Source organism: Candidatus Woesearchaeota archaeon (assembly GCA_020854775.1).
Classification (GTDB): Archaea; Nanobdellota; Nanobdellia; order Woesearchaeales; family 21-14-0-10-32-9; genus 21-14-0-10-32-9.
The window spans coordinates 1-18,946 of sequence record JAHKLZ010000019.1; the positions used below are offsets into that span (position 1 = coordinate 1).

21 protein-coding genes and 1 tRNA gene are annotated in these 18,946 nt (G+C 32.1%); 15 read left to right on the top strand and 7 right to left on the bottom strand.

What is annotated here, in order from left to right:
- Window positions 1-110: 110 nt before the first annotated feature.
- Window positions 111-719: an SGNH/GDSL hydrolase family protein gene (locus KO361_04030; protein ID MCC7574734.1), complete on the top strand. Its 609-nt coding sequence runs from the start codon at window positions 111-113 to the stop codon at window positions 717-719.
- Window positions 720-750: 31 nt separating this feature from the next.
- Here the strand turns inward: KO361_04030 and KO361_04035 are convergent, their stop codons facing one another.
- Complete coding sequence (locus tag KO361_04035) at window positions 751-978, bottom strand: Lrp/AsnC ligand binding domain-containing protein (protein ID MCC7574735.1); 228 nt, start codon at window positions 976-978, stop codon at window positions 751-753.
- Window positions 979-1,116: 138 nt separating this feature from the next.
- On the opposite strand from KO361_04035, the gene KO361_04040 reads away from it, so the two are divergent.
- Entirely contained in the window at window positions 1,117-1,674 is a 558-nt protein-coding gene (locus tag KO361_04040; protein MCC7574736.1) for a redoxin domain-containing protein, read from the top strand.
- Window positions 1,671-2,330 (top strand): SDR family oxidoreductase, encoded by a 660-nt coding sequence (locus KO361_04045; GenBank protein MCC7574737.1) that lies wholly within the window; start codon window positions 1,671-1,673, stop codon window positions 2,328-2,330. Before KO361_04040 ends, KO361_04045 begins: the two co-directional genes overlap by 4 nt.
- Window positions 2,331-2,373: 43 nt before the next feature.
- On the opposite strand, the gene KO361_04050 is transcribed toward KO361_04045, so the two are convergent.
- Together KO361_04050 and KO361_04055 are read right to left on the bottom strand one after the other, a co-directional pair.
- Window positions 2,374-2,844, bottom strand: a complete 471-nt coding sequence (locus KO361_04050) for an Lrp/AsnC family transcriptional regulator (protein MCC7574738.1) — start codon at window positions 2,842-2,844, stop codon at window positions 2,374-2,376.
- A gap of 217 nt (window positions 2,845-3,061) precedes the next feature.
- A complete protein-coding gene (locus KO361_04055) occupies window positions 3,062-3,832 on the bottom strand; it encodes a methyltransferase domain-containing protein (GenBank protein ID MCC7574739.1) in 771 nt (256 codons plus the stop codon).
- A gap of 65 nt (window positions 3,833-3,897) precedes the next feature.
- Here KO361_04055 and KO361_04060 point away from each other — a divergent pair.
- Window positions 3,898-3,972: transfer RNA gene (locus KO361_04060), tRNA-Arg, on the top strand.
- A 107-nt stretch (window positions 3,973-4,079) separates the two neighbouring features.
- Here the strand turns inward: KO361_04060 and KO361_04065 are convergent.
- A complete protein-coding gene (locus KO361_04065) occupies window positions 4,080-5,267 on the bottom strand; it encodes a coenzyme F420-0:L-glutamate ligase (GenBank protein MCC7574740.1) in 1,188 nt (395 codons plus the stop codon).
- 130 nt (window positions 5,268-5,397) lie between these two features.
- On the opposite strand from KO361_04065, the gene KO361_04070 reads away from it, so the two are divergent.
- The 4 genes from KO361_04070 (at window position 5,398) to KO361_04085 (ending at window position 9,928) form a co-directional block, all read left to right on the top strand.
- Window positions 5,398-6,717 (top strand): radical SAM protein, encoded by a 1,320-nt coding sequence (locus tag KO361_04070; GenBank protein ID MCC7574741.1) that lies wholly within the window; start codon window positions 5,398-5,400, stop codon window positions 6,715-6,717.
- Between the two features lie 44 nt (window positions 6,718-6,761).
- Window positions 6,762-7,169 carry an NUDIX domain-containing protein gene (locus KO361_04075; protein MCC7574742.1) on the top strand — a complete coding sequence of 136 codons (408 nt, stop codon included), beginning with the start codon at window positions 6,762-6,764 and terminating at the stop codon, window positions 7,167-7,169.
- 82 nt (window positions 7,170-7,251) lie between these two features.
- The gene (locus KO361_04080) at window positions 7,252-8,226 is read left to right on the top strand and encodes a hypothetical protein (protein ID MCC7574743.1); all 975 of its coding nucleotides are present in this window, start codon (window positions 7,252-7,254) and stop codon (window positions 8,224-8,226) included.
- Window positions 8,219-9,928 (top strand): hypothetical protein, encoded by a 1,710-nt coding sequence (locus KO361_04085; GenBank protein ID MCC7574744.1) that lies wholly within the window; start codon window positions 8,219-8,221, stop codon window positions 9,926-9,928. Before KO361_04080 ends, KO361_04085 begins: the two co-directional genes overlap by 8 nt.
- Here the strand turns inward: KO361_04085 and KO361_04090 are convergent.
- A complete protein-coding gene (locus KO361_04090; protein ID MCC7574745.1) occupies window positions 9,918-10,361 on the bottom strand; it encodes a hypothetical protein in 444 nt (147 codons plus the stop codon). The two genes, KO361_04085 and KO361_04090, sit on opposite strands and share 11 nt — an antisense overlap.
- Before the next feature lie 339 nt (window positions 10,362-10,700).
- Here KO361_04090 and KO361_04095 point away from each other — a divergent pair, with 339 nt between their 5' ends.
- From KO361_04095 to KO361_04115, 5 genes are all read left to right on the top strand, one after another.
- On the top strand, window positions 10,701-11,375 hold the full coding sequence (locus KO361_04095; protein ID MCC7574746.1) for a translation initiation factor IF-6: 675 nt from the start codon (window positions 10,701-10,703) through the stop codon (window positions 11,373-11,375).
- Between the two features lie 3 nt (window positions 11,376-11,378).
- The gene (gene pfdA / locus KO361_04100; protein ID MCC7574747.1) at window positions 11,379-11,735 is read left to right on the top strand and encodes a prefoldin subunit alpha; all 357 of its coding nucleotides are present in this window, start codon (window positions 11,379-11,381) and stop codon (window positions 11,733-11,735) included.
- A gap of 2 nt (window positions 11,736-11,737) precedes the next feature.
- Entirely contained in the window at window positions 11,738-12,976 is a 1,239-nt protein-coding gene (ftsY, locus tag KO361_04105; protein MCC7574748.1) for a signal recognition particle-docking protein FtsY, read from the top strand.
- Window positions 12,977-13,093: 117 nt separating this feature from the next.
- A complete protein-coding gene (locus KO361_04110) occupies window positions 13,094-13,810 on the top strand; it encodes a hypothetical protein (GenBank protein MCC7574749.1) in 717 nt (238 codons plus the stop codon).
- 82 nt (window positions 13,811-13,892) lie between these two features.
- Window positions 13,893-15,053 (top strand): PD-(D/E)XK nuclease family protein, encoded by a 1,161-nt coding sequence (locus KO361_04115; protein MCC7574750.1) that lies wholly within the window; start codon window positions 13,893-13,895, stop codon window positions 15,051-15,053.
- Window position 15,054: 1 nt separating this feature from the next.
- On the opposite strand, the gene KO361_04120 is transcribed toward KO361_04115, so the two are convergent.
- Window positions 15,055-15,420, bottom strand: a complete 366-nt coding sequence (locus tag KO361_04120) for a hypothetical protein (GenBank protein ID MCC7574751.1) — start codon at window positions 15,418-15,420, stop codon at window positions 15,055-15,057.
- 91 nt (window positions 15,421-15,511) lie between these two features.
- Here KO361_04120 and KO361_04125 point away from each other — a divergent pair, with 91 nt between their 5' ends.
- On the top strand, window positions 15,512-16,408 hold the full coding sequence (locus tag KO361_04125) for a DUF1385 domain-containing protein (GenBank protein MCC7574752.1): 897 nt from the start codon (window positions 15,512-15,514) through the stop codon (window positions 16,406-16,408).
- Here KO361_04125 and KO361_04130 read toward each other — a convergent pair.
- On the bottom strand, window positions 16,405-16,827 hold the full coding sequence (locus tag KO361_04130; protein MCC7574753.1) for a hypothetical protein: 423 nt from the start codon (window positions 16,825-16,827) through the stop codon (window positions 16,405-16,407). The two genes, KO361_04125 and KO361_04130, sit on opposite strands and share 4 nt — an antisense overlap.
- 201 nt (window positions 16,828-17,028) lie before the next feature.
- Between KO361_04130 and KO361_04135 the strand changes: the two genes are divergently transcribed.
- Entirely contained in the window at window positions 17,029-18,921 is a 1,893-nt protein-coding gene (locus KO361_04135; protein ID MCC7574754.1) for a hypothetical protein, read from the top strand.
- The last annotated feature ends 25 nt before the right edge of the window (window positions 18,922-18,946 follow it).

Consider the following 18,946-nt stretch of genomic DNA (forward strand, 5'->3'; position numbering starts at 1 on the left):
AAATTATTTCATTTAACATAGATTAAGTCTACTTCGTTGTGGTGTTCGTGTTTTGTTTTGGGGAAAGTTTTATATTGTGTTTTGTTTTGTGTTTGATGAAAGGTTTATTGGTGTTTGGGGATAGTATAACTCTTGGTAGGGGTGTTGCTCCTTGTAGGGGTTGGGCTGGGTTTTTGAAGGATTATTTTGAGGCTCAGGATATTCATAATGTTCTTTATAACTTGGGTGTTCCTGGTGATTCTTCTCGTGACTTGTTGGGTAGGTTCGGGATTGAGGCTGAGGCTCGTGTTAAATATATTCGTGAGTCTGATAAGTACATAATATTAATTGGTATTGGTGTGAATGATTCTAGGGGTATGGGTTCTCCTGATGATTTTTGTGTTTCTTTGGATGAGTATTTTTTGAATGTTAAGAAAATTGTTGGGTTGGCTAAGTCTTTTACGAAGGATGTTGTTCTTGTTAGTTTGGTTCCTGTTGATGAATCCTTGATGCCTTTTGAGAACACTTTTTTTAGTAATGAGGTTATTAAAAAATATAATGAATCTCTTTTAAGTATTTCTGAGGAGTTAGGTGTTTTGTATTGTGATGTTTTTAATGAATTTGTTAATAGGGATTATTCTGTTTTGTTATTTGATGGTGTTCATCCTAACAAAGATGGTTATGAATTTATGTATTCTGTGATTAAGAATTTCTTGGTGGAACACAAATTAATTAATTAGTCTTATTTGTCTTTGGTGTTTTAAGAAATATTTATTTTGCTACTATGAGTGTGCTTGTTAGTCTTACTTCTTCTTTGTTTCTTACTTTTTCTAGTACGAATCTTGCTACTGATTCTGGTTCTGGTGCTTTTACTTTTATTATTAAGTCCCATTCCCCGAATAATATGTGTGCTTCTTGTACTTCTTCTAAGTCTCGGAATTCTTCGACTATGTCTTCTACTCCTGATTCATCTAGTGCTACTAATATGTATGCATACATGAAAAACCACCTCGCTTCGTTATTAATAATTCTTTTTGAATTATAAAGTTTATCTAATTATTATGTTTTTTTTTGGTTTTTTTCAAAATGTTTTTATAATATCGCGAATTCCTTTTTTTTTGTGAGGTTGATAACATGATGATAGGAAAAAAAGTTGATGATTTCTCTGCGGAAGTTTTTCATAATGACGAAATTAAAAAGATTAAATTATCTGATTATAAAGGTAAGTGGTTGGTTTTATTGTTTTATCCTGCGGATTTCACTTTTGTTTGTCCTACTGAGTTAGAGGAGGCTGCTGATTCTTATGAGGATTTTAAGAAGGAGAACGCTGAGATTCTTAGTGTTAGTACTGATACTGCTTTTGTTCATAAGGCGTGGCATGATAATTCTCCTGCTATAAAGAAGATTAAGTATCCTATGATTGCTGATCCTACTGGTAATATTTGTAGGCAGTTTAATACTTATTTGGCTGAGGAAGGATTATCTCTTAGGGGGAGTTTCATCATTGATCCTGATGGTATTTTGAGAGCGATGGATGTTCATGATAATAGTATTGGTAGGAATATTCAGGAAATTCTTAGGAAGCTTCAAGCTTCTAAGTTTGTTAGTGAGAATCAGGGCTTGGTTTGTCCTGCGAGTTGGAAGCCTGGTTCTAAGACTTTGAAGCCTGGCATGGATTTGGTTGGTAAATTATGAAACAAAGAATGGCTGTTGTTACTGGTGGTGAGCAAGGTCTTGGTTTTGCTCTCTCGGAGTTATTGTTAAGTGAAGGATTTAAAGTTTTTAGTTTTGATTTAAAGAAGTCTTCGAGTAGGGATAACAAGTTTTTTTTGAAAGTGGATGTTTCTGATGAGAAACAAGTTATTGGTGCTTTTAAAAAAATTAGTAGCGTTGATGTCTTGATAAATAACGCAGGGATTATGCGTCGTTCTTCTACTTTTAATTCTTCGGTTAAAGATTTTGATTTATTATTTGATGTGAATGTTAAGGGTGCGTGGTTAGTGACGAAGCATGCTTTGCATAAGTTGAATAAGAACGCTCGAGTATTAATGATTTCTTCAAGGCATTCTTCTCTTCCTAATAATCCTGGTTTGTATGGGTTGTCTAAGAAGACTCTTGAATTATTAGGAGAGTTGTTAGAAAAGGAGCCTTTGGTTTTAAAGAATAATGTCGTTGTGAAAACCGCGATTCTTGGTCCTTTTAAGACTAAGCTCTCTATGGTTGGTTATACTAAGGATGAGTATGCTAGTCGTAAGAATTTGCTTGATAAAGAAGTTGTTGCTGAAAAGGTTTTTAGATTAATTTTTTCTAAGAAGAAAAAACTGGTTTATAAGAATGGTTTGAAAAAATAAAAGGTCCTGCTTTTTATTATTGGTGAGGGTTTTAGCAGGACCGTCATAGCTGTGTTCTTATAGGGTATTCTTGTTTTCCGGATAGGAATTCTTCTCTTTTCAGATCTTCCATTATGAAGAACTCTTTTTTTTGTAATGGCTCGAATGCTTCGAGGCTCTTCATGAATTCGTCCATCTCGTTCATGTTTTTAAATATTGTTTCGACGAGGAAGTCGTATCCGTTATTAATTCTGTATATTGTGTTTACCTTCGTATTTTTTATTAAGAATCGTTGTAGTTCTTCTTTGTTATTTTTGCTCGCACTTATTAATATTTGGTTTCTGATTTCGTATCCGAGTTTTCTGAAGTCTATTATGGCTGTGCTTTTCTTAATTAGTTGTCTTGTTTCGTAATCTTTTAGTTTATCGAATATTGTGCTTACAGGTATCTTGGTGAGCTTGCTTAGTTTTGTTAGGCTTATTCTGGCGTTGCTTCGGAAGTGGCTTAATAAAATCATTTCTTTTTCTTTTAACACTTTTTTTCAACCTCCTTGGTTAGTTTTTGTGTTTCTCACCTTTTTTGTGTTTACTCAAATTATTTTGATATTGAAACATATAATCATTTTTTCTGAAACTTAAACCGTTGTTTCAACGATTTTCTGAAACAAATTCGTTTTTTCATCTTAATAATAGAAGTAGTATACTTTTTACTATATTATTTAGTCATAACTTGATTTTTTTCTGAAACAAATCTTAGTTTCCTAGTTTCCTAAAGAATGCGAGAAACGCTGTGTGTGAGAAATCTTTTGTTACAGGCCTTGAAACCTTTTCTGAGATGCTCCAATCTCGTTCTATTATTTCGTTGATTTCTTCTAAGAAAAAGTTTTTTGGTTTGTTAATTGTTACTTCTCTTATTTGCATAACGTTAGGAGAATAAACAACTAAGTATCCGCCTATTTTAAGAACTTTAATAGCGGTTTCCCAAGCTTTCCAAGGTTCTGGTACGTCTAACGTGAAAACATCGTATTTTTCTTGAGAAAAATGTTCTGGTTCGTATATGTCTTTAAGTTCTGCTTCTACGTTGTTAAGATTTAATTTTTTTATGTTTTTATTAACAATGTCTAAGTTTTTTTGGGAAACATCGAATGTATGCACTTCTTTTGCTATTTTTCCTAAGAAACAACATAATCCTCCGCTTCCAGCACCTGCATCGATTATTATTGATTCCTTGTTTATGCCTGTCTTCGTAATTATTGGGCCTATGTCTTTCTTTGTTATTGTTTGCGCGCCCCTAGTCATCTTTGAATATTCATCATTAAAATCTGATTGTATTAAGTAAACATCGTGTTTATTCACTTTGATAAAGCCTTCTTTTGTCAAATCTTCTTTTGTTAGTATTCCTGCTCCGAAATTGAAGTCTTTATCAGTATTTACGACGTGTTTTTCAAAAGAATCAAGATTTCTTTTTCTGCCTTTATCGTCTTCAAAGGAGTATGGTAATTTGTATATTGTTTTCTTAGTCATTTTGGTTAAGTAATTCTGTGAGTTTTATAAAATTTTATAAATAAAACAGGATTTCAGGAATTTAAGGGCCGGTAGCCTAGCCTGGATAGGGCGACAGCCTTCTAAGCTGTAGATCGGGGGTTCGAATCCCTCCCGGCTCATTTTTTTTAAGTTTTGCGTAAAAAAATTAGTTTGGGAGGTTTCTCAAGTTTTTTTTTGGATTTGAGTTTATCTCCCGGCTCATTTTTTTTAAGTTTTGTTTTTTAAATTATAAGAATCCTCGAACAATCACAAGTGGTGTATTTGCATCTCCACTTCCTGTAACTAAATCGGCGAGTGATGCAACTAAGTTTTCTATTTTTCTTGGTGTCGTGCCTTGTGCTGCGAATCCGTTCTTATTTTGTTTTTCAACAAACATCCTTTTTTCATCTTCGATAATGCTTTCAATTTCTTCTCTTGTTTTTCCTTCATTGTATAATTTTTGCATGAGATATTTTGTTTTTACGCCGAGTCTGTTTCTATTTTTTATATTAGATGTGCATCCAAAAGCGGACACTGGGTCTGCGAGCTCATATATTCCTGATTCTGGATCTTTATACGCGCCATCCCCATTTATTATAACTTCTATGTTTTTTCCGAATTTTTCTTTAACCATCATTTTTATTTCTTCACATATTAAATCCGCGCTATGTGGGCATAATTTTAATTGTTCAGTTACAGGATCTAAAATGTTCGAACCGAGAAGTCCCCATTCAGAATATACTTTTTGTTTAGGATCTGAACAAATATCTCTTAGTGTAATAACATTAGTGTAGCCTTTGCTTTTTATAGCTTCAACAAATTCATTTCGAACATGAACATTACTAACTAATATTCCGTCAGGATTTTTATTAACTATATAATTAGTGGAATTTGCAAGATATATTTCAACATCACATCCTTCTTCTCTAACGATTTTTTCATAAAAATCAATATAATCCATTCCAGTCTCAGGATGGTATAATCTATTATTACCTAGCTCTTTCGTCGTTATAATATCATCATAAGTCTTATTTAACTTTTTTAGTGTGTTTTTTGTTGTGATTGGATTTCCTTGTTCATCATCAATAAATTTTAGTTGTATTATTACTTTTCCTTTTGGTACTGCTTTTGCTATTGCTTTTAATATCATTGAAAATCTATTTCTTGAAAGAATAGGATGAACTATGCCTATAGTCGAATCTTTTTTTAAATTTAATTTTTGTCTTATCTCTAAAGATACATCTTCAAGTTTTACAACGTTTTGTTGCGTAATTGCGACTACTGCTTCAGTCACACATAAAATATCTGTATCTTTAATCATATCAGGATTTTTTTCAATAGTTCTTTTCACAACATCTAGAATATTATCGTCAAAAGTTATTATTCCTGTTTTCACACCGAACGCTACTACACCTACATTATCTGTTATGTGCATATCATTTCCCCCGTCGTTATTAATTGCTTAACAACCCGATTATTATTTTATTATTATTTTAAAAACTTTTCTTTTATTATCTCAGCAGACTTATACATTTATAATTAATGCTTATTTTCTAATTTTTATCATGAAGAAATTATTGTTTGTTTATCCTCCGTTTTGTACTCCGGCGAGTCCGCCTTATTCTATTACTAATCTTTATTCTTTGTTTAAAGATTGTGTTGATGTGTCTGTTCTTGATTTAAACGTTGAGTTTCATAACACTTTTTTTCTTGATTACAAAGATTATTTTAAAAAAAAGGAGTGGGTTGATTATAATGATGTGTCTAAGAAGTGTAGGGAGGATTTTGCTGATTGTTATTTTAGGAATCATGAATTAATTCTTGCTAATAAGGATCCTCAAGGTTTTGAAGAATTACTAGGTTTAATACTTGAGAAGAAACCTGATTTTGTCGCGTTTAGTATTGTTTATTCCAGTCAAGTTTTTTATGCTTTTGCTTTGATAAAGAAGTTGAAAGAGCTTAATATTAAGACTGTTGTTGGTGGCCCCGCGGTTAGTGATAAATTGAAGGAAACGTCTGATTTGTTTTTTAATAACGAAGAGGATTTGGCTAATTATTTGAATGTTAATATCAAAAAGTCTTTTTTGGATTTTTCTATTTTTGATTTGGATAAGTACTTTGTTCCTGAGACTGTACTTCCTTTAAAGACGAGTTCTACTTGTTATTATAAGGGGTGCGCGTTTTGTTCTCATTATTCTAATGATAAGTACGTTGAGTATGATTTGTTGTTTTTGGATAAAACGTTAAGTAATAATTCTGCTAAGAATTATTTTTTGATTGATGATATGATTCATTCTAAGCGTTTATTGGATTTGGCGAAGCTGTTTAAGAAACACGGTGTTAATTGGGCTTGTCAATTAAAACCCACTAAGGATTTTTCAAAAGAAATACTTCAAGAGTTGAAGAGTTCTGGTTTGAAATTCGTTATGTGGGGTGTTGAGTCTGGTAGTAACAAGGTTTTGAAAGCGATGAATAAATTTTTAACTAAAGAGGAATCTTCCTTGATTCTTAAGAATTCTAAAGAATCAGGCGTTATTAATAGTGTTTTTATCATGTTTGGTTTTCCTACTGAAACCAAGCAGGATTTTCTTGAAACCATTGATTTTTTGAAAGAAAATAAGGATTATGTTGACTTAGTTTCTACTTCTGTTTTTGGTCTTCAACGTGGAACCTTAGTTTATAAGAATCCTGAACGATTTAGCATAACTAAGATATTTGAGGAAAAAAGAACTTTGCTTGGTTCAAAAATATCTTATGAGGTTTCTGAGGGTTTATCTACTGTTGAAGCTATGAGGCTTAGAAAGTCTCATCTTAAGTTTATTGAGTCTGTTAATAAGCTTCCTAGGAAGTTGAGTTTTTTTAGGGAGCACATGTTTTTTTATTAGTTTTTCAAAACATTTATTAAGTTCTTTTTTTGTTTTCTTTTTTTATGAGTGATGTTCCCAGGGTGGGTGTTGCAGTTATTCTTATTAAGGATGATTTGGTTCTTGTTGGTAAGCGTTTGAATTCTCATGGTTCTGGTTGTTGGGGTTTTCCTGGTGGTCACTTGGAGTTTAATGAATCAATTCATGACTGTGCTGTTAGGGAGGTTTTTGAGGAGACTGGTTTGGAAGTTAAGAATGTTAGGGATTTTGTTTTTACTAATGATTTTTTTGTTGATGTCAGAAAACATTTTGTTACTCTTTTTGTTCTTGCTGATTATGTTTCTGGCACTCCTAAGGTTTTGGAGCCTGATAAGTGCGAGGAGTGGTGTTGGTTTTCTTGGGATGATTTGCCTAAGCCTCTTTTTTTACCTATTGAGAATCTTTTAAAGAAAAATGTTAATCCTTTTAATTAATTTTTTTTTGGGGTTAATTAGTTGTTTTGAAGAAACATTTATATAAATATGTTGCTTGCTTATAATGGTTGGGGGTGTTTTTATGAAGTTAATTGTTCCTATGGCGCGTAAAAAAATCAAGGATACTTCTAAATTTATGCCTCCTAGTCCTTTGCTTTGTTTAAGTGGTAAGCCTGTTCTTGTTAGGGTTCTTGAAGTTGTTAAATCTTTAAAGATTTCTGAGGTTATTTTCATTGTTGATAAAGATGATGTTGATCTTAAGAGGATTGTTTCTAAGAATTTTAAGTTTAAAACAAAGTATATTCTTCAAAGAGATCAGAAAGGTGTTGCTCACGCGATTTATGGTGCTAAAAAGTTTGTTGGTGATGAGCCTTGTTTGATTTTGTTTGCTGATTCTATTGTTAAGGCTGATTTGAAATCTTTAGATAAGGTTAAGGCTGATGCGGTTATTTGGACTAAGCAAGTTCATGATCCTAGGGACTTCGGCGTTGTTTTTATTCATAATGGCTCGGTTTCTAGGTTGATTGAGAAGCCTGATTCTCCTGTTTCTGATTTGGCTATGGTTGGTTTGTATTATTTTAAGAAATCTGATCAATTATTTGAGGCTATTGCTTATTTGATTAAGAATAAGATTTTAACTAAAGGTGCTTATCAATTAACGGATGCTCTTCAAATAATGATTAATAAGGGTAACGTGATAGTTAATAGGAATGTTGTTTCTTGGCTTGATTGTGGGTCTAAGAAAAGATTGTTGGATGCTAATAAGTTTTTGTTGAAAGGTAATAAGTTTTCTTCTAATTCTAAGGATTCTGTTTTTATTAATCCTGTTTTTATTGGTAAGGGCGCGGTTATTTCTGGTTCGGTTATTGGGCCTAATGTGTCTGTGGGTATGAATGCTAAGATTCATAATTCTGTTGTTAGTAATTCTGTGATTTGTGAGGATTCTGTTATTGATAGTAATATTTTGGTTGAAAGTTTTATTGGTCGTGGTTCTAAGATTTATGGTTCTTCTAAAATAGTTAATGTGAGGGATCGTGGAGTTGTGCGTGATGAATGAATCTTGTTCTTTTTATACGTGTGAGCAAGGTAGTTATTTTATTCATTCTTTGAAGGATTTCTCAGCTTATCAAGGGTGGTGTGTGTTTTTTGATAAGAATTGGGATTTGTTTAAAGTTATTGATTTGATTTCTTCTGATTTTAATGTTTTTTTTTCTGATAAGACTTTGTTGTTGGAGCGTGATTCTTCTGCTGATTTCTTTGTTGATTTAGATTTTAGGTTTGTTCATGATTTTGATTCTAAGGGTAGAATTTATGAGGTTTATGAGAAAAATGATTCTTTAATTGTTAAGTACACTAAGTTCTTTGATGATTCTTTATCAGAAGTTGTTTTTTCTAGGTTCTTAGCTATTAAGGGTTTGGGTTCTTATGATTTGTTAAAGAATTGGATTAAGAAATTTTATTCGTATGATGCTGAGCGTGGTTCTTTGTCTGAATTGTTTGTTTTTCGTTTGCTTCGTTCTAATTCTAAAAAGATTAGTTTTGGTTTTGGTTTAAATGAGGAAGAAGCAATTGTTAATTCTTTGGTTAAGCCCGTTGTTAAAAAAAGAAACGATTTATTTGTGGATAATAATGTTCAGAAGAAATTATTTGATGAGTACAAGCAAGCTTTGTTATCTGTTGATAATGCTTTTTCTTCTTGTGTGAAAAATGTTAATCATGAGTTCATGATTTTTGCGGGTTATCCTTGGTTCTTCCAAGTTTGGGGTAGGGATGAATGTATTTCTTTGGTTGGTTTGTTTTCTCAGAAAAAGTTTGATGTTGCTAAGAAAATCATGATTAGGAATCTTAGAAGTGTTAATAAGGGGATTTTGCCTAATCGTCTTCCTGAGAGTGTTCTTGGGAGTGCGGATGCTACGGGTTGGTTATTTCAGAGAATATTTTTGTTTTTGAAAATTTCTAAGAATAAGGATTTTGGTTTTTCTGATAAGGAATTGTTGTTGGTTGAGGAGAAGCTTGATGAATTCATTGCTTATTGTAGGAATAATTCTTCTAATGGTTTGGTTTTGAATGGTCCTAAGGAGACTTGGATGGATACTGATGTTGGTGTTGATTCTAGGGAGGGTGCTAGGGTTGAGATTCAGGCTTTGTTTTTGTCTGCTCTTGAATTAAAGAAGTATCTTAGGAGTTTGGTTGGTGATTCTGATTCTGTTTTTAAGTTTAGGAACAAGATTCGTAATAGGAAAACTTTGATTAGAAAACAATTAATTAAAGATAAGGTTATTCGTGATGGTATTAATGATGGTTCTTTGGATTTGTCTGTTAGACCTAATGTTTTTCTTGCGTATTATATTTATCCTGGTTTGGCTATGAAGCATCAGTGGTCTGAGACTTTTGATTTTGTTCTTAAGGAATCTTGGCTTGATTGGGGTGGTGTGTCTAGTATTGGTAAGAATCATGATTTGTTTGTTGATACTTATTCTGGGATGAATAATGAGAGTTATCATCATGGTGATTCTTGGTTTTTTATTAATAACGTTGTTGCTTTGGTTCTTTATGATTTTGATGCTAAGAAGTACAGGAACAAGATTTTGAAGATTAGAAAGGCTAGTGTTCATGAATTGTTGTATTCTGGGTTTGTTGGTTTTTGTGCTGAGGTTAGTTCTGCTAAGAAACTTGAATCTAAGGGTTGTTTGTCTCAGGCTTGGAGTTCTGCTACTTTGTTAGAATTGTTGTTAAAAACTAAGAATATTAGAATTTGACTAAGTCTCCTATATTTGCGTGATGATTAGTTCGTATGTTGTCTATGCTGTATACTTTTTTTTCTTCTTTGTTGTATAATTTTACGTCTATTATTTTTCCTGGTGTTAGTTTTTGTTTTAGTTGTTCTGCTTGGTTTTGGTAACTTTCTGCGTGTCCTAATAGTATTTTGAATTTGTTTGTTGTGTTAAAGTATAATGTGTCTTGTTTTCCGTTGATTATGTCTTTCACGTATAGTTCTGTTAAATCTTTGTTTGAGAATTTTCCTCCTATAACTTCGACTCTCGTTGTGGGTCTTGAAATGTGATATCCTGTGTTTAGTAGTAGTGCTAGAGCTATTGTTAGAAGTATTTTTCCTGAGTAACTTTTTTCTTTTTCTTCTTGTTTCTCAGTAGTTATTGGTTCGCTTATTAATTCAGAAATTTCCGAGCTCATAAGCACCCTTAATGAATATTACTATATAAATATTTCTATTTTTTAAGAAGTTTTGTTATGAATTTAAGCACTAAAAAGTAATTTTTGGTTTTAAAAGATGCTTTAAATGATTTTATGGTTATTTTTTTTGTTTTTAAAATGATGAAAAAGGCTTATTAAACTTTTATTTTTTCAAAATAAGCTTTTTTAAACTTTTTATGCTTTTTTTATGTTTACTGATTAAATATTCTAGTATACATTTTTTTACTTTTTGTTTTTTGTTGTATTTGTTTATTTTCTTGTTTTTTTGTATTTGTTAAACAAAGTTTTTTATACGCGCAGTTTTTTCTTTGTGTTAAAATGCATGTATTAACAACTAATTTTAAAGGAATACACAACATAGGTCTTTATGGTTTTGCTAATGACAAATTCGCGTTACTTGGTAAAGAAATTCCTGATGATGTGTCTGAAGAAATAGGCAAAGTCTTAAAAGTGCCTGTTCATAAAATTTCTATTGCGGGAACTTCTTTGATAGGTGTTTTTGTTGCGGGAAACAATAACAGAATAATTGTGCCTAGTATAATTTTTGATGAAGAAAAAAATGCTTTGAAAGAAGCAGGTATTGATTTTGAAGTTTTTGAAACTAAATTGACTTGTCTTGGTAATAACATGATAGTTGGTGAAAATAAAGCTATTGTTAGTAAAGAATTCAGTGAAGCTGAAGAAAAAAGAATTGCTAAAGCTTTAGAAGTAGAAACTCTAAGAGAAAAGCTTGGTGGTATTTTTTCTATTGGTAGCTTAGTTGTTCTTAATTTGGCTAAGAAAAAATCTTTGATGAGTAATGATTTTGATAGGGAAGATCAGAAATTAATCGAGAAAACTTTTGACGTGGTGGCTACGCCTGGCTCTGTTAACATGGGTAGTCCTTATGTTAGGGCGGGCATTATTTGTAATGGTAATGGTTTCATTGTTGGTTCTAATTCGGGAGGTCCTGAGATTACTAACGCGGATGAAGCCCTTGGTTTTTTGGAGTAAAAAATGAATCAGCAAGAGTATCAACAATTAGTTGAGGAAATTAATTATTATCAGGATTTGCTTAATCAAGTAGAAGCCAGTCTTAACAATCTTAAAAAAACTAGGGAAGACTTAGAGGAATTTAAAAAAGAACAAAGCAAACAAGTTCTTGCACCTATTGCTACTGGTGTTTATGTTGAAGCTGAATTAAAGAATAAGGATTTGTTTGTTAATGTTGGTTCAGGTATTGTTTCTAAGAAATCCGTTGATGAGGCTATTGATATAATTAATAGGCAAGAGCAAGAAATTCTTGTTGATCAAGATAAAGTTATTAAGAAAATCGAAGAGTGTTATGGTTTTTTGCAAAAAAAGGGTGATTGATTTTGTTTGGTTTTTTAAAGCGTAAACTTGGTGACGTTGTTAAAAAATTTTCTAAGGAAGTAGAAGATGAATCTGAAGTAATTGAAGTAGTTGATGAACTTAAAAGTGATGAAGTTGTTGCTCAGGATTCTAAGGATGTTAAGAAAAAAGGTGTTGTTAAGGATTCTTCTAATGTTAAATCAAAGAAAAAAGTTTCTAAGCCAATAGTTGAGAAAGATGTTGTTAAAGAAAAGGTTGAAGAAGATGTCGTTGAAGAAGTAAGTGAATCAGCTGATTCAATTGATGAATCAGTCCAAGAAAAAAGTGTTGAAGAAATTAAAAGTGATGATGTTGTTGAAAAAGAAGTTGTTGATGTTGAATCTTCTAAGAAAGGTTTTTTTTCTAAGTTCAAAGAGACTTTTACTAAGATTAAGTTGTCTGATGAAAAATTTGAGGAATTATTTTGGGATTTAGAAGTTGCTCTTTTAGAGAATAATGTCGCGTTAGAAGTTATTCAGAAAATCAAGGATGATTTGAAGAATGATTTGACTCAGGATAAGATTTCTAGGAAGAATGTTCAAGATACTATTCTTGATTCGCTTAGGAATTCCATAAAAGAAGTTTTGTCTGTTGAAAAAATTGATTTTTTGAAAAAAGTAAATAGTAAGAAGCCTTTTGTTATAGCGGTCATTGGTGTTAATGGTTCGGGTAAGACTACTACTATTGCTAAGCTTTGTTATTATTTGAAAAAGAATAATAAGTCTTTAGTGCTCGCGGCTGCTGATACTTTTAGGGCTGCTGCTATTCAGCAAATTGAGCATCATGCTCAGAATCTTGATGTTAAATTAATTAAGCATGATTATAATTCTGATCCTTCCGCTGTGGCTTTTGATGCGATTAGGCACGCTGAAGCTAAGAATCTTGACGTCGTCGTGATTGATACAGCGGGTAGACTTCATAGTAATGATAATTTGATGAATGAGTTGAAGAAGCTTGTTCGTGTTAATAAGCCTGATCTTAAGTTGTTTGTTGGGGAAAGTATTACTGGTAATGATTGTGTTGAGCAAGCTCGTAAGTATGATGAAATTATTGGTATTGATGCTATTGTTCTTAGTAAAGCTGATATTGATGAGAAAGGTGGCGCGGCTCTTAGTATTAGTTATGTGACTAAGAAGCCTGTTTTGTTTATTGGTACTGGTCAGAATTATGAGGATTTGGAGATTTATGATGAACAAAAAATTCTTAGTAATCTCGGAATTTAGTTGTTTTGATTCTTATTTTGCTTAAATAAACCATAAAATTTATATTGTATTATTTTTTTCAAGGTGTATAGTCCAAAATTTTTTTGATTAAGATTTTTGGGGGTCAGAGGTGATCTTTTGAAAAAAGTTAAATACGCAAAGAAAAAAAATAGTTCTGTAAAAGTAAGTGAACATAAGCACAGCGGTGTTTGTTGTGGTCATTCTGTTTGGATGATTGCTTCAGTTGCTTTAGGTGTTTTGTTTGTGGCTTCTTTGATTCTTGGCTTGACTGGTGTTCTTTCAAGTAAGGAGTCTGGTTTGTCTCAGTCAAGAGCTGAAGCTAAGGCTAACGAATACGTTAATTTGTTGTCTAATCCTGAAATGCCTCTTAATATAGTTGGTGTTGAGAAAGATAGTGGTTTATTCAGAATTGATTTAACAGTGCAAGGTCAGCGTTTAGCTTGGTATATGTCTCCTGATGGTTCTTTGTTCATTCCGGATGTTTTCTCTTTGGATGATATAAGAATGATTGTGGGTCAGCAACAATTACAAGAGCAACAAGCTCAACCTCAACTTGCTAGTTATTCTAATGAGGAAGTTGAATCTTTAGTTTCTTGTTTGGCTGATAAAGACTTCGTTATTTATGGTGCTGACTGGTGTGGTTATACTAATCAAGTATCTTCTTTATTTGGTGGTGCTGATATTAGTAGTATTTACGTTGAATGTACCGTTGAGGATGCTTTGTGTAATGAGAATGAAATAACGGGTTATCCTACTATTAAGATTGGTGGTCAAGTAGTGAATGTTCAACGTTCTCTTGCTGGTTTCGCTGAAGCTACTGGTTGCGCAATTTAATTCTTTTTTTTTCTTTTTTTTCGTATTTTTTCTGGTGACTTAATCAAAAACCTTATTAATGAGTTTTTATTCTTTTTTTGTTATGGTTACGTATTCTCATTCTAGGCTTTCTACTTATGAGCAATGTACTTTGAGGTATAAATATGCTTATATTGATAAAATAAAAACAGAAGTGAGTACTACTGTTGAGGCTTTTATGGGTGATATGGTTCATCAGTCTTTAGAGAAGCTTTACAAAGATTTGAAGTTTGAAAAATTAAATTCTTTGCAGGACTTGTTAGATTTTTTTGATGATCTATGGGTTAGTAATTGGTCTGATGACATAATAATTGTTAAAGAGGATTATTCTCAGGAGAATTATCGTGAGTTGGGTAAGCGCATGATTTCTGATTATTATAATAAGTTTGTTCCTTTTAATCAGGCTAGGACTATTGGTTTGGAAACTCAGAATTATTTGGATTTGAGTGATGATTATAAGATTCATGTTCGTATTGATAGGTTGGCTAGTCCTAAGGAAGGTGTTTATGAGATTCATGATTTTAAGACTAATTCTAATCTTAAGACTCAGGAGGAATTGGATCAGGATAGGCAACTTGCTATTTATGCTTTAGGTGTTAAGAGTATGTATCCTGACGCGAAGGAAATTATTCTTGTTTGGCACTTTTTGGCTTTTAATAAGGAGATGCGTAGTAGTAGGACTGATTTGGAGTTGGAAAATCTTAGGTGTGAAACGATTGATTTGATTAAGAAGATTGAGTCTGAGACTGTTTTTGTTCCTAAACCTTCTGGTTTGTGTGATTATTGTCAGTTTAAAAGTATTTGTCCTGAGTGGAGTCACTTGTTTGAGGAAGATGAAATTAAGAAAGAAGAAGGTTCTAAGTTAGTTGATGAGTATGGAGAATTAAAAAAGCAGGAGAAGGAGTTACAAAAAAGAATTGAGGATGTGAATAAAAAAATTATGGCTTATGCTGATAAGTATGATTTTAAAAGAGTTCACGGTGATAAGTATTCGGTTCTTATTTGGTCTAAGGAAGCGATGAAGTTCCCGGGTAAGGATGATGAGCTTCGTTCTAAGTTTAAGGATGCTTTGAAGGCTCTTAATTTGTTGGAGAAGTATTCTGATGTTAGTAATTGGGATTTGGAAAAAGATTTTGAGTATTTGAATGAGATTGAGAAGCAAGTTCTTTCTCATTTTGGTAATAAGCAAAGAATTTCTAGGTTGTATGTTTCTGATAAGAAATAATTCATAGAGTTTTTAGTGTTTTGTTTTCTGAGCTTACTATTCTTATTCCTGTTCCTATTCTTAGTATCGCTGATATTATTGCCATGTGTTCTTTTCCTGTTCCTGATGATAAATTTATTGCTACGTCGTTGAAGCCTATTTCTTTTTTTAGTTCTGTGAGTCCTATGACTATTTTATCTCTTAGTATTTCTATGGGTTCGCTTAGTTCTATTTCTATGAACTTTATTTCTTTGTTGGTTTTGTAGTTTTCTTTTCCGAACTTGTTAGTTATTAAGTATATTTTTTTCCATTCTTCTGAGTTTATTAATTCTTTTACGTTATTCCAAGTTCCTTTTCCTGTTGTTAGGCAAGCTACTAATATTCCCATTCTTGTTATTTGTGAATTTGTTTTATTTAATAAATATTGTTAGTTTTTTTTTTCAAACATTTTAAATAGTGTTTTTGTTTTCTTTTTCTTTATGAAGGTCAGAATTGGTGGTCAAGCAGTTGTTGAAGGAGTAATGATGCGTTCTGATAACTTTATCAGTACGGCGGTTAGAACTGAGAAAGGCGAGGTTAAAAAAAGGACTAGGCGGTTCAATTCTTTGACTGAGAAACATAGATTTCTTGGTTTGCCTTTTGTTCGTGGCGTATTTATGCTCTTCGAATTGATGGGTATTGGTTTAAAAGAGATTTCTTGGTCTGCTGAGCAAGCAGGTGAGGATGAGCCTCTTACTAAGAAGGAAATGTTTTTTACTTTTGCTTTGTCTTTATTATTGGTTTTATCTATTTTTAAGTTGCTTCCTTGGTTCTTGGCTAATTTCTTTACTGGTTCTTCTTCTCTTGTCGGGGTTAATGTTGTTGATGGTATTTTAAAATTGCTTATTTTCATTATTTATTTGTTTTTGATTTCTTTACTTCCTGATGTTAAGCGTTTATATGAGTATCATGGCGCGGAGCATAAGGTTGTTGCTTGTTATGAGTCTGGTTTGAAGCTTACGCCTAGTAACGCGAATAAGTTTTCTAGGCTTCATCCTAGGTGTGGTACTACTTTTGTTTTCGTTGTTTTTTTGATTGGTATTCTTGTTTATTTGTTGATTCCTCTTAATACTGGTTTTTGGGGTAATTATTTTATTAGGATTATGTTGTTGCCTTTGATTGCGGGTATTTCTTATGAGTTGTTAAGGCTTGAGGGTAAGTATTATTGTAAGAGTAGAATTGTTAGGATTTTGATGTGGCCGGGTATTCAGTTTCAACGTTTAACTACTAGGAATCCTTCTTTGAAGCAGTTGAGCGTTGCGATTACTTCTCTTAATGAATGTATTAAGTCTGAGAATTCTTTGAAGAGCAAGAAGTCTTTGAAGAAAAAATCTTAATTTTTTTGTTTTTTTAATTGTCGGTCTAATTCGTCTCTGTATATGTATTCTTCGTATTTTGTGTTGTCTATTCTTTTATCTAATTTGTCTAGTAGTGGCTTTTTTACTATTTCTTTGAAGTCTTTGCTTATTTCTTTTTTTAATTTCTCTGTTTTTATTATTAATTCTTTTACTTGGTTTATTGTTTGTTTTTGTTCTTCTAAGTCTTGCTTTGTAATTTTTTTGAAGTCTTTTATTCTTATTTCTTTTTCTTCGAAGTCTTTATCTAATAGGTTTACTTGGTCTACTAAGAAATTGTGTCTTTCTATTAGTATTTTTAATTGTTCTATTTTTTTTTCTCTTTCTGGATTACTAGGATATTTTTTGGGTGGTTGTTTTTGTTCTTCGTTTTGTTCTGTTTTTTGTTGTTCTGGTTCCATTTAGGGTTTATTGATTTTCTCTGATATAAAAACGTTGTTTATAAACTTTTGAATGGTGACAAATCTTTTTATACTCTTTAATAAGTTATATTTTAAAGACTTTTTTGATTTTTTTTTTAGTTACATTTATAAAGAAAAAGATAAATCAAGTTTTTGTTATAGTACGATTGATTTTTTCGAAAAAAAAGGGTGGTGAGTATAGTGGACGAGATTATTCCTCCGAAGCCTCCAGAGGGGCAAGATGAGAATTTAACTGATGTTAACGAAGTAAAAGAAGAAGGTTCTTCTGAGGGTGATTCTAAGCCTAAAAAAGGATTGTTTGGAAGATTATTTGGTTCTAAAAAAGAAGATGATAAAAGTTCTGAGAAACTAGTTGAGTCTAAGAAACAAGAAGAAGTTGTTAAAGATGAAAGTTCTGATGATAAGTCTGATGTTTCTATTCCTGATGAGTCTAAGGATTCTGAGGATGATTTGTTTTCAGAAAGTGAGTCTGATAAAGAAATAAAAATTGAGGGTTCTGAGGATGATTTGTTTAAGGGTCCTAGCGAAGTCTTAGAAGGGGATGATGTTTCTGAGTCTTCTGATGTTATTGTTAAGCAAGAGGATCTTGAGAATATTCGTGCTGCTCTTGGTGTTTATGAAAAATCTAATAAGTCTGTTAGGGAAAAATTTGAGGATGATCCTGATAGTTTTTCTGATGATAAATCTGGTGAAGCTAATGATGAGGGTCATGATTGGCTTGGTGAAGCTAATAATGATGATTCTTTGTTTACTGCTGAGTCTACTGAGAAGTCTAAGGCTGAGGTTGTTAAGAAGCCTGTTAAGAAAGTAGAGAAGAAAGTTGAAAAACCTAAAGAGTCTAAGAAAGACGTTGAGAAGTCTAAGGCTGAGGTTGTTAAGAAGGTTGAGAAAAAGGTTGAGAAGAAAGTTGTTAAGCCTGTTAAAAAAATCACTCCTAAAAAAGTCGCTAAACCAGTTAAGAAAGCAAGTGGTGATGATTTGCCTGTTTTTGATTCTAAGAAGATTAAATCTTCAAAGTCTAGTGTTAAGATTTCTAAGGAAATCGTTAAGGACGCGGATTATTCTTTTGATAATTTGAGGAATTTGTCTGAGAAAAGAATTGAAAAACTAATTAAGACTGCTGCATCTAAGAAGAAGAGTGATTTCTTAGATAAGAAGAGAGAAAAATTATTGTTGATGAATTTTGAGAAGCAAGTTAAACAAATTGTTTCTAAGAATATTAACTTGGTTGCTAAAGAAGAAAAGAAGTTCTTAGGTGTTATTGATAAGAAGTCTGTTGAGCTTGATAAAAAGGTTGATGTTGCTGATAAGAAGCTTAATGATTTGTTGAAGAAGGAAGAATCTGTTAAAGTTAGCATTGTTAAGCTTAATAAGGATTTGTCTGATTTGAACAAGAATATTTCTTCTAAGAAAGTTGATGTTCAGAAGCTTGATAAAGTTGTTGCTTCAAGGAAGGATGAGTTGAAGAAGCTTGATGTTAAAAAAGTTGATTTGAATAAACAATTAACTGCTTTGGATAACGCGTTAAAAACTGCTAAGGTTAATAATAAGAAGGCTTTGGATGAGTTGAAGAAGGATTTTGCTAATAAGAAGTTATCTTTAGAGAAAGAACATAAGAGTCTTTTATCTAAGCTTGTTGGTGCTAAGAAGGATTTAACTTTAACTATTAAGAAGATGGAAGATGTTAAGAAGGAAACTAAGGATGCTTTGACTAAGTTAGCTTTGAAGGAGAGAACTGTTGATGAGAAGTCTTTGAATCTTCAAAAGTTGATTGAGGAAGAGAAGAGGGTTCTTGATTTGTTGAAGGAGTCTGAGGAGGGTCATGCTTATGATTCTGATTTTGATGATGAAGCAGATGAAGGTTTTGATTCTGATGAATTTGATTCTCATGAATTAGATGGTTTGATTACTAAGTGTGATGACTTGGTTAGTGAGGGCTTGATTGATGAGGCTAAGCTTTTGTATAATGATATTAGGCAGGCTTTTTTATCTGTTGAGTTATCATTTGATGAAAAGGAGGATTTGAAGTTAAGGATTAAGGAGCTCTATGATAAGATTTTGAGTTCTTCTTAATTCTTTTTTTTTGGGGGGTGTTTTT

Excerpts from the sequence above, each read along its gene's own strand:
- KO361_04045 (MCC7574737.1), top strand. The coding sequence starts at position 1,671 with ATGAAACAAAGAATGGCTGTTGTTACTGGTGGTGAGCAAGGTCTTGGT.
- pfdA (MCC7574747.1), top strand. The coding sequence starts at position 11,379 with ATGAATCAGCAAGAGTATCAACAATTAGTTGAGGAAATTAATTATTAT.
- KO361_04120 (MCC7574751.1), bottom strand. The coding sequence starts at position 15,420 with ATGGGAATATTAGTAGCTTGCCTAACAACAGGAAAAGGAACTTGGAAT.
- KO361_04035 (MCC7574735.1), bottom strand. The coding sequence starts at position 978 with ATGTATGCATACATATTAGTAGCACTAGATGAATCAGGAGTAGAAGAC.
- KO361_04065 (MCC7574740.1), bottom strand. The coding sequence starts at position 5,267 with ATGCACATAACAGATAATGTAGGTGTAGTAGCGTTCGGTGTGAAAACA.
- KO361_04080 (MCC7574743.1), top strand. The coding sequence starts at position 7,252 with ATGAAGTTAATTGTTCCTATGGCGCGTAAAAAAATCAAGGATACTTCT.
- KO361_04115 (MCC7574750.1), top strand. The coding sequence starts at position 13,893 with ATGGTTACGTATTCTCATTCTAGGCTTTCTACTTATGAGCAATGTACT.
- KO361_04055 (MCC7574739.1), bottom strand. The coding sequence starts at position 3,832 with ATGACTAAGAAAACAATATACAAATTACCATACTCCTTTGAAGACGAT.
- KO361_04095 (MCC7574746.1), top strand. The coding sequence starts at position 10,701 with ATGCATGTATTAACAACTAATTTTAAAGGAATACACAACATAGGTCTT.
- KO361_04085 (MCC7574744.1), top strand. The coding sequence starts at position 8,219 with ATGAATGAATCTTGTTCTTTTTATACGTGTGAGCAAGGTAGTTATTTT.
- KO361_04125 (MCC7574752.1), top strand. The coding sequence starts at position 15,512 with ATGAAGGTCAGAATTGGTGGTCAAGCAGTTGTTGAAGGAGTAATGATG.
- KO361_04040 (MCC7574736.1), top strand. The coding sequence starts at position 1,117 with ATGATAGGAAAAAAAGTTGATGATTTCTCTGCGGAAGTTTTTCATAAT.
- KO361_04070 (MCC7574741.1), top strand. The coding sequence starts at position 5,398 with ATGAAGAAATTATTGTTTGTTTATCCTCCGTTTTGTACTCCGGCGAGT.
- KO361_04090 (MCC7574745.1), bottom strand. The coding sequence starts at position 10,361 with ATGAGCTCGGAAATTTCTGAATTAATAAGCGAACCAATAACTACTGAG.
- KO361_04130 (MCC7574753.1), bottom strand. The coding sequence starts at position 16,827 with ATGGAACCAGAACAACAAAAAACAGAACAAAACGAAGAACAAAAACAA.
- KO361_04075 (MCC7574742.1), top strand. The coding sequence starts at position 6,762 with ATGAGTGATGTTCCCAGGGTGGGTGTTGCAGTTATTCTTATTAAGGAT.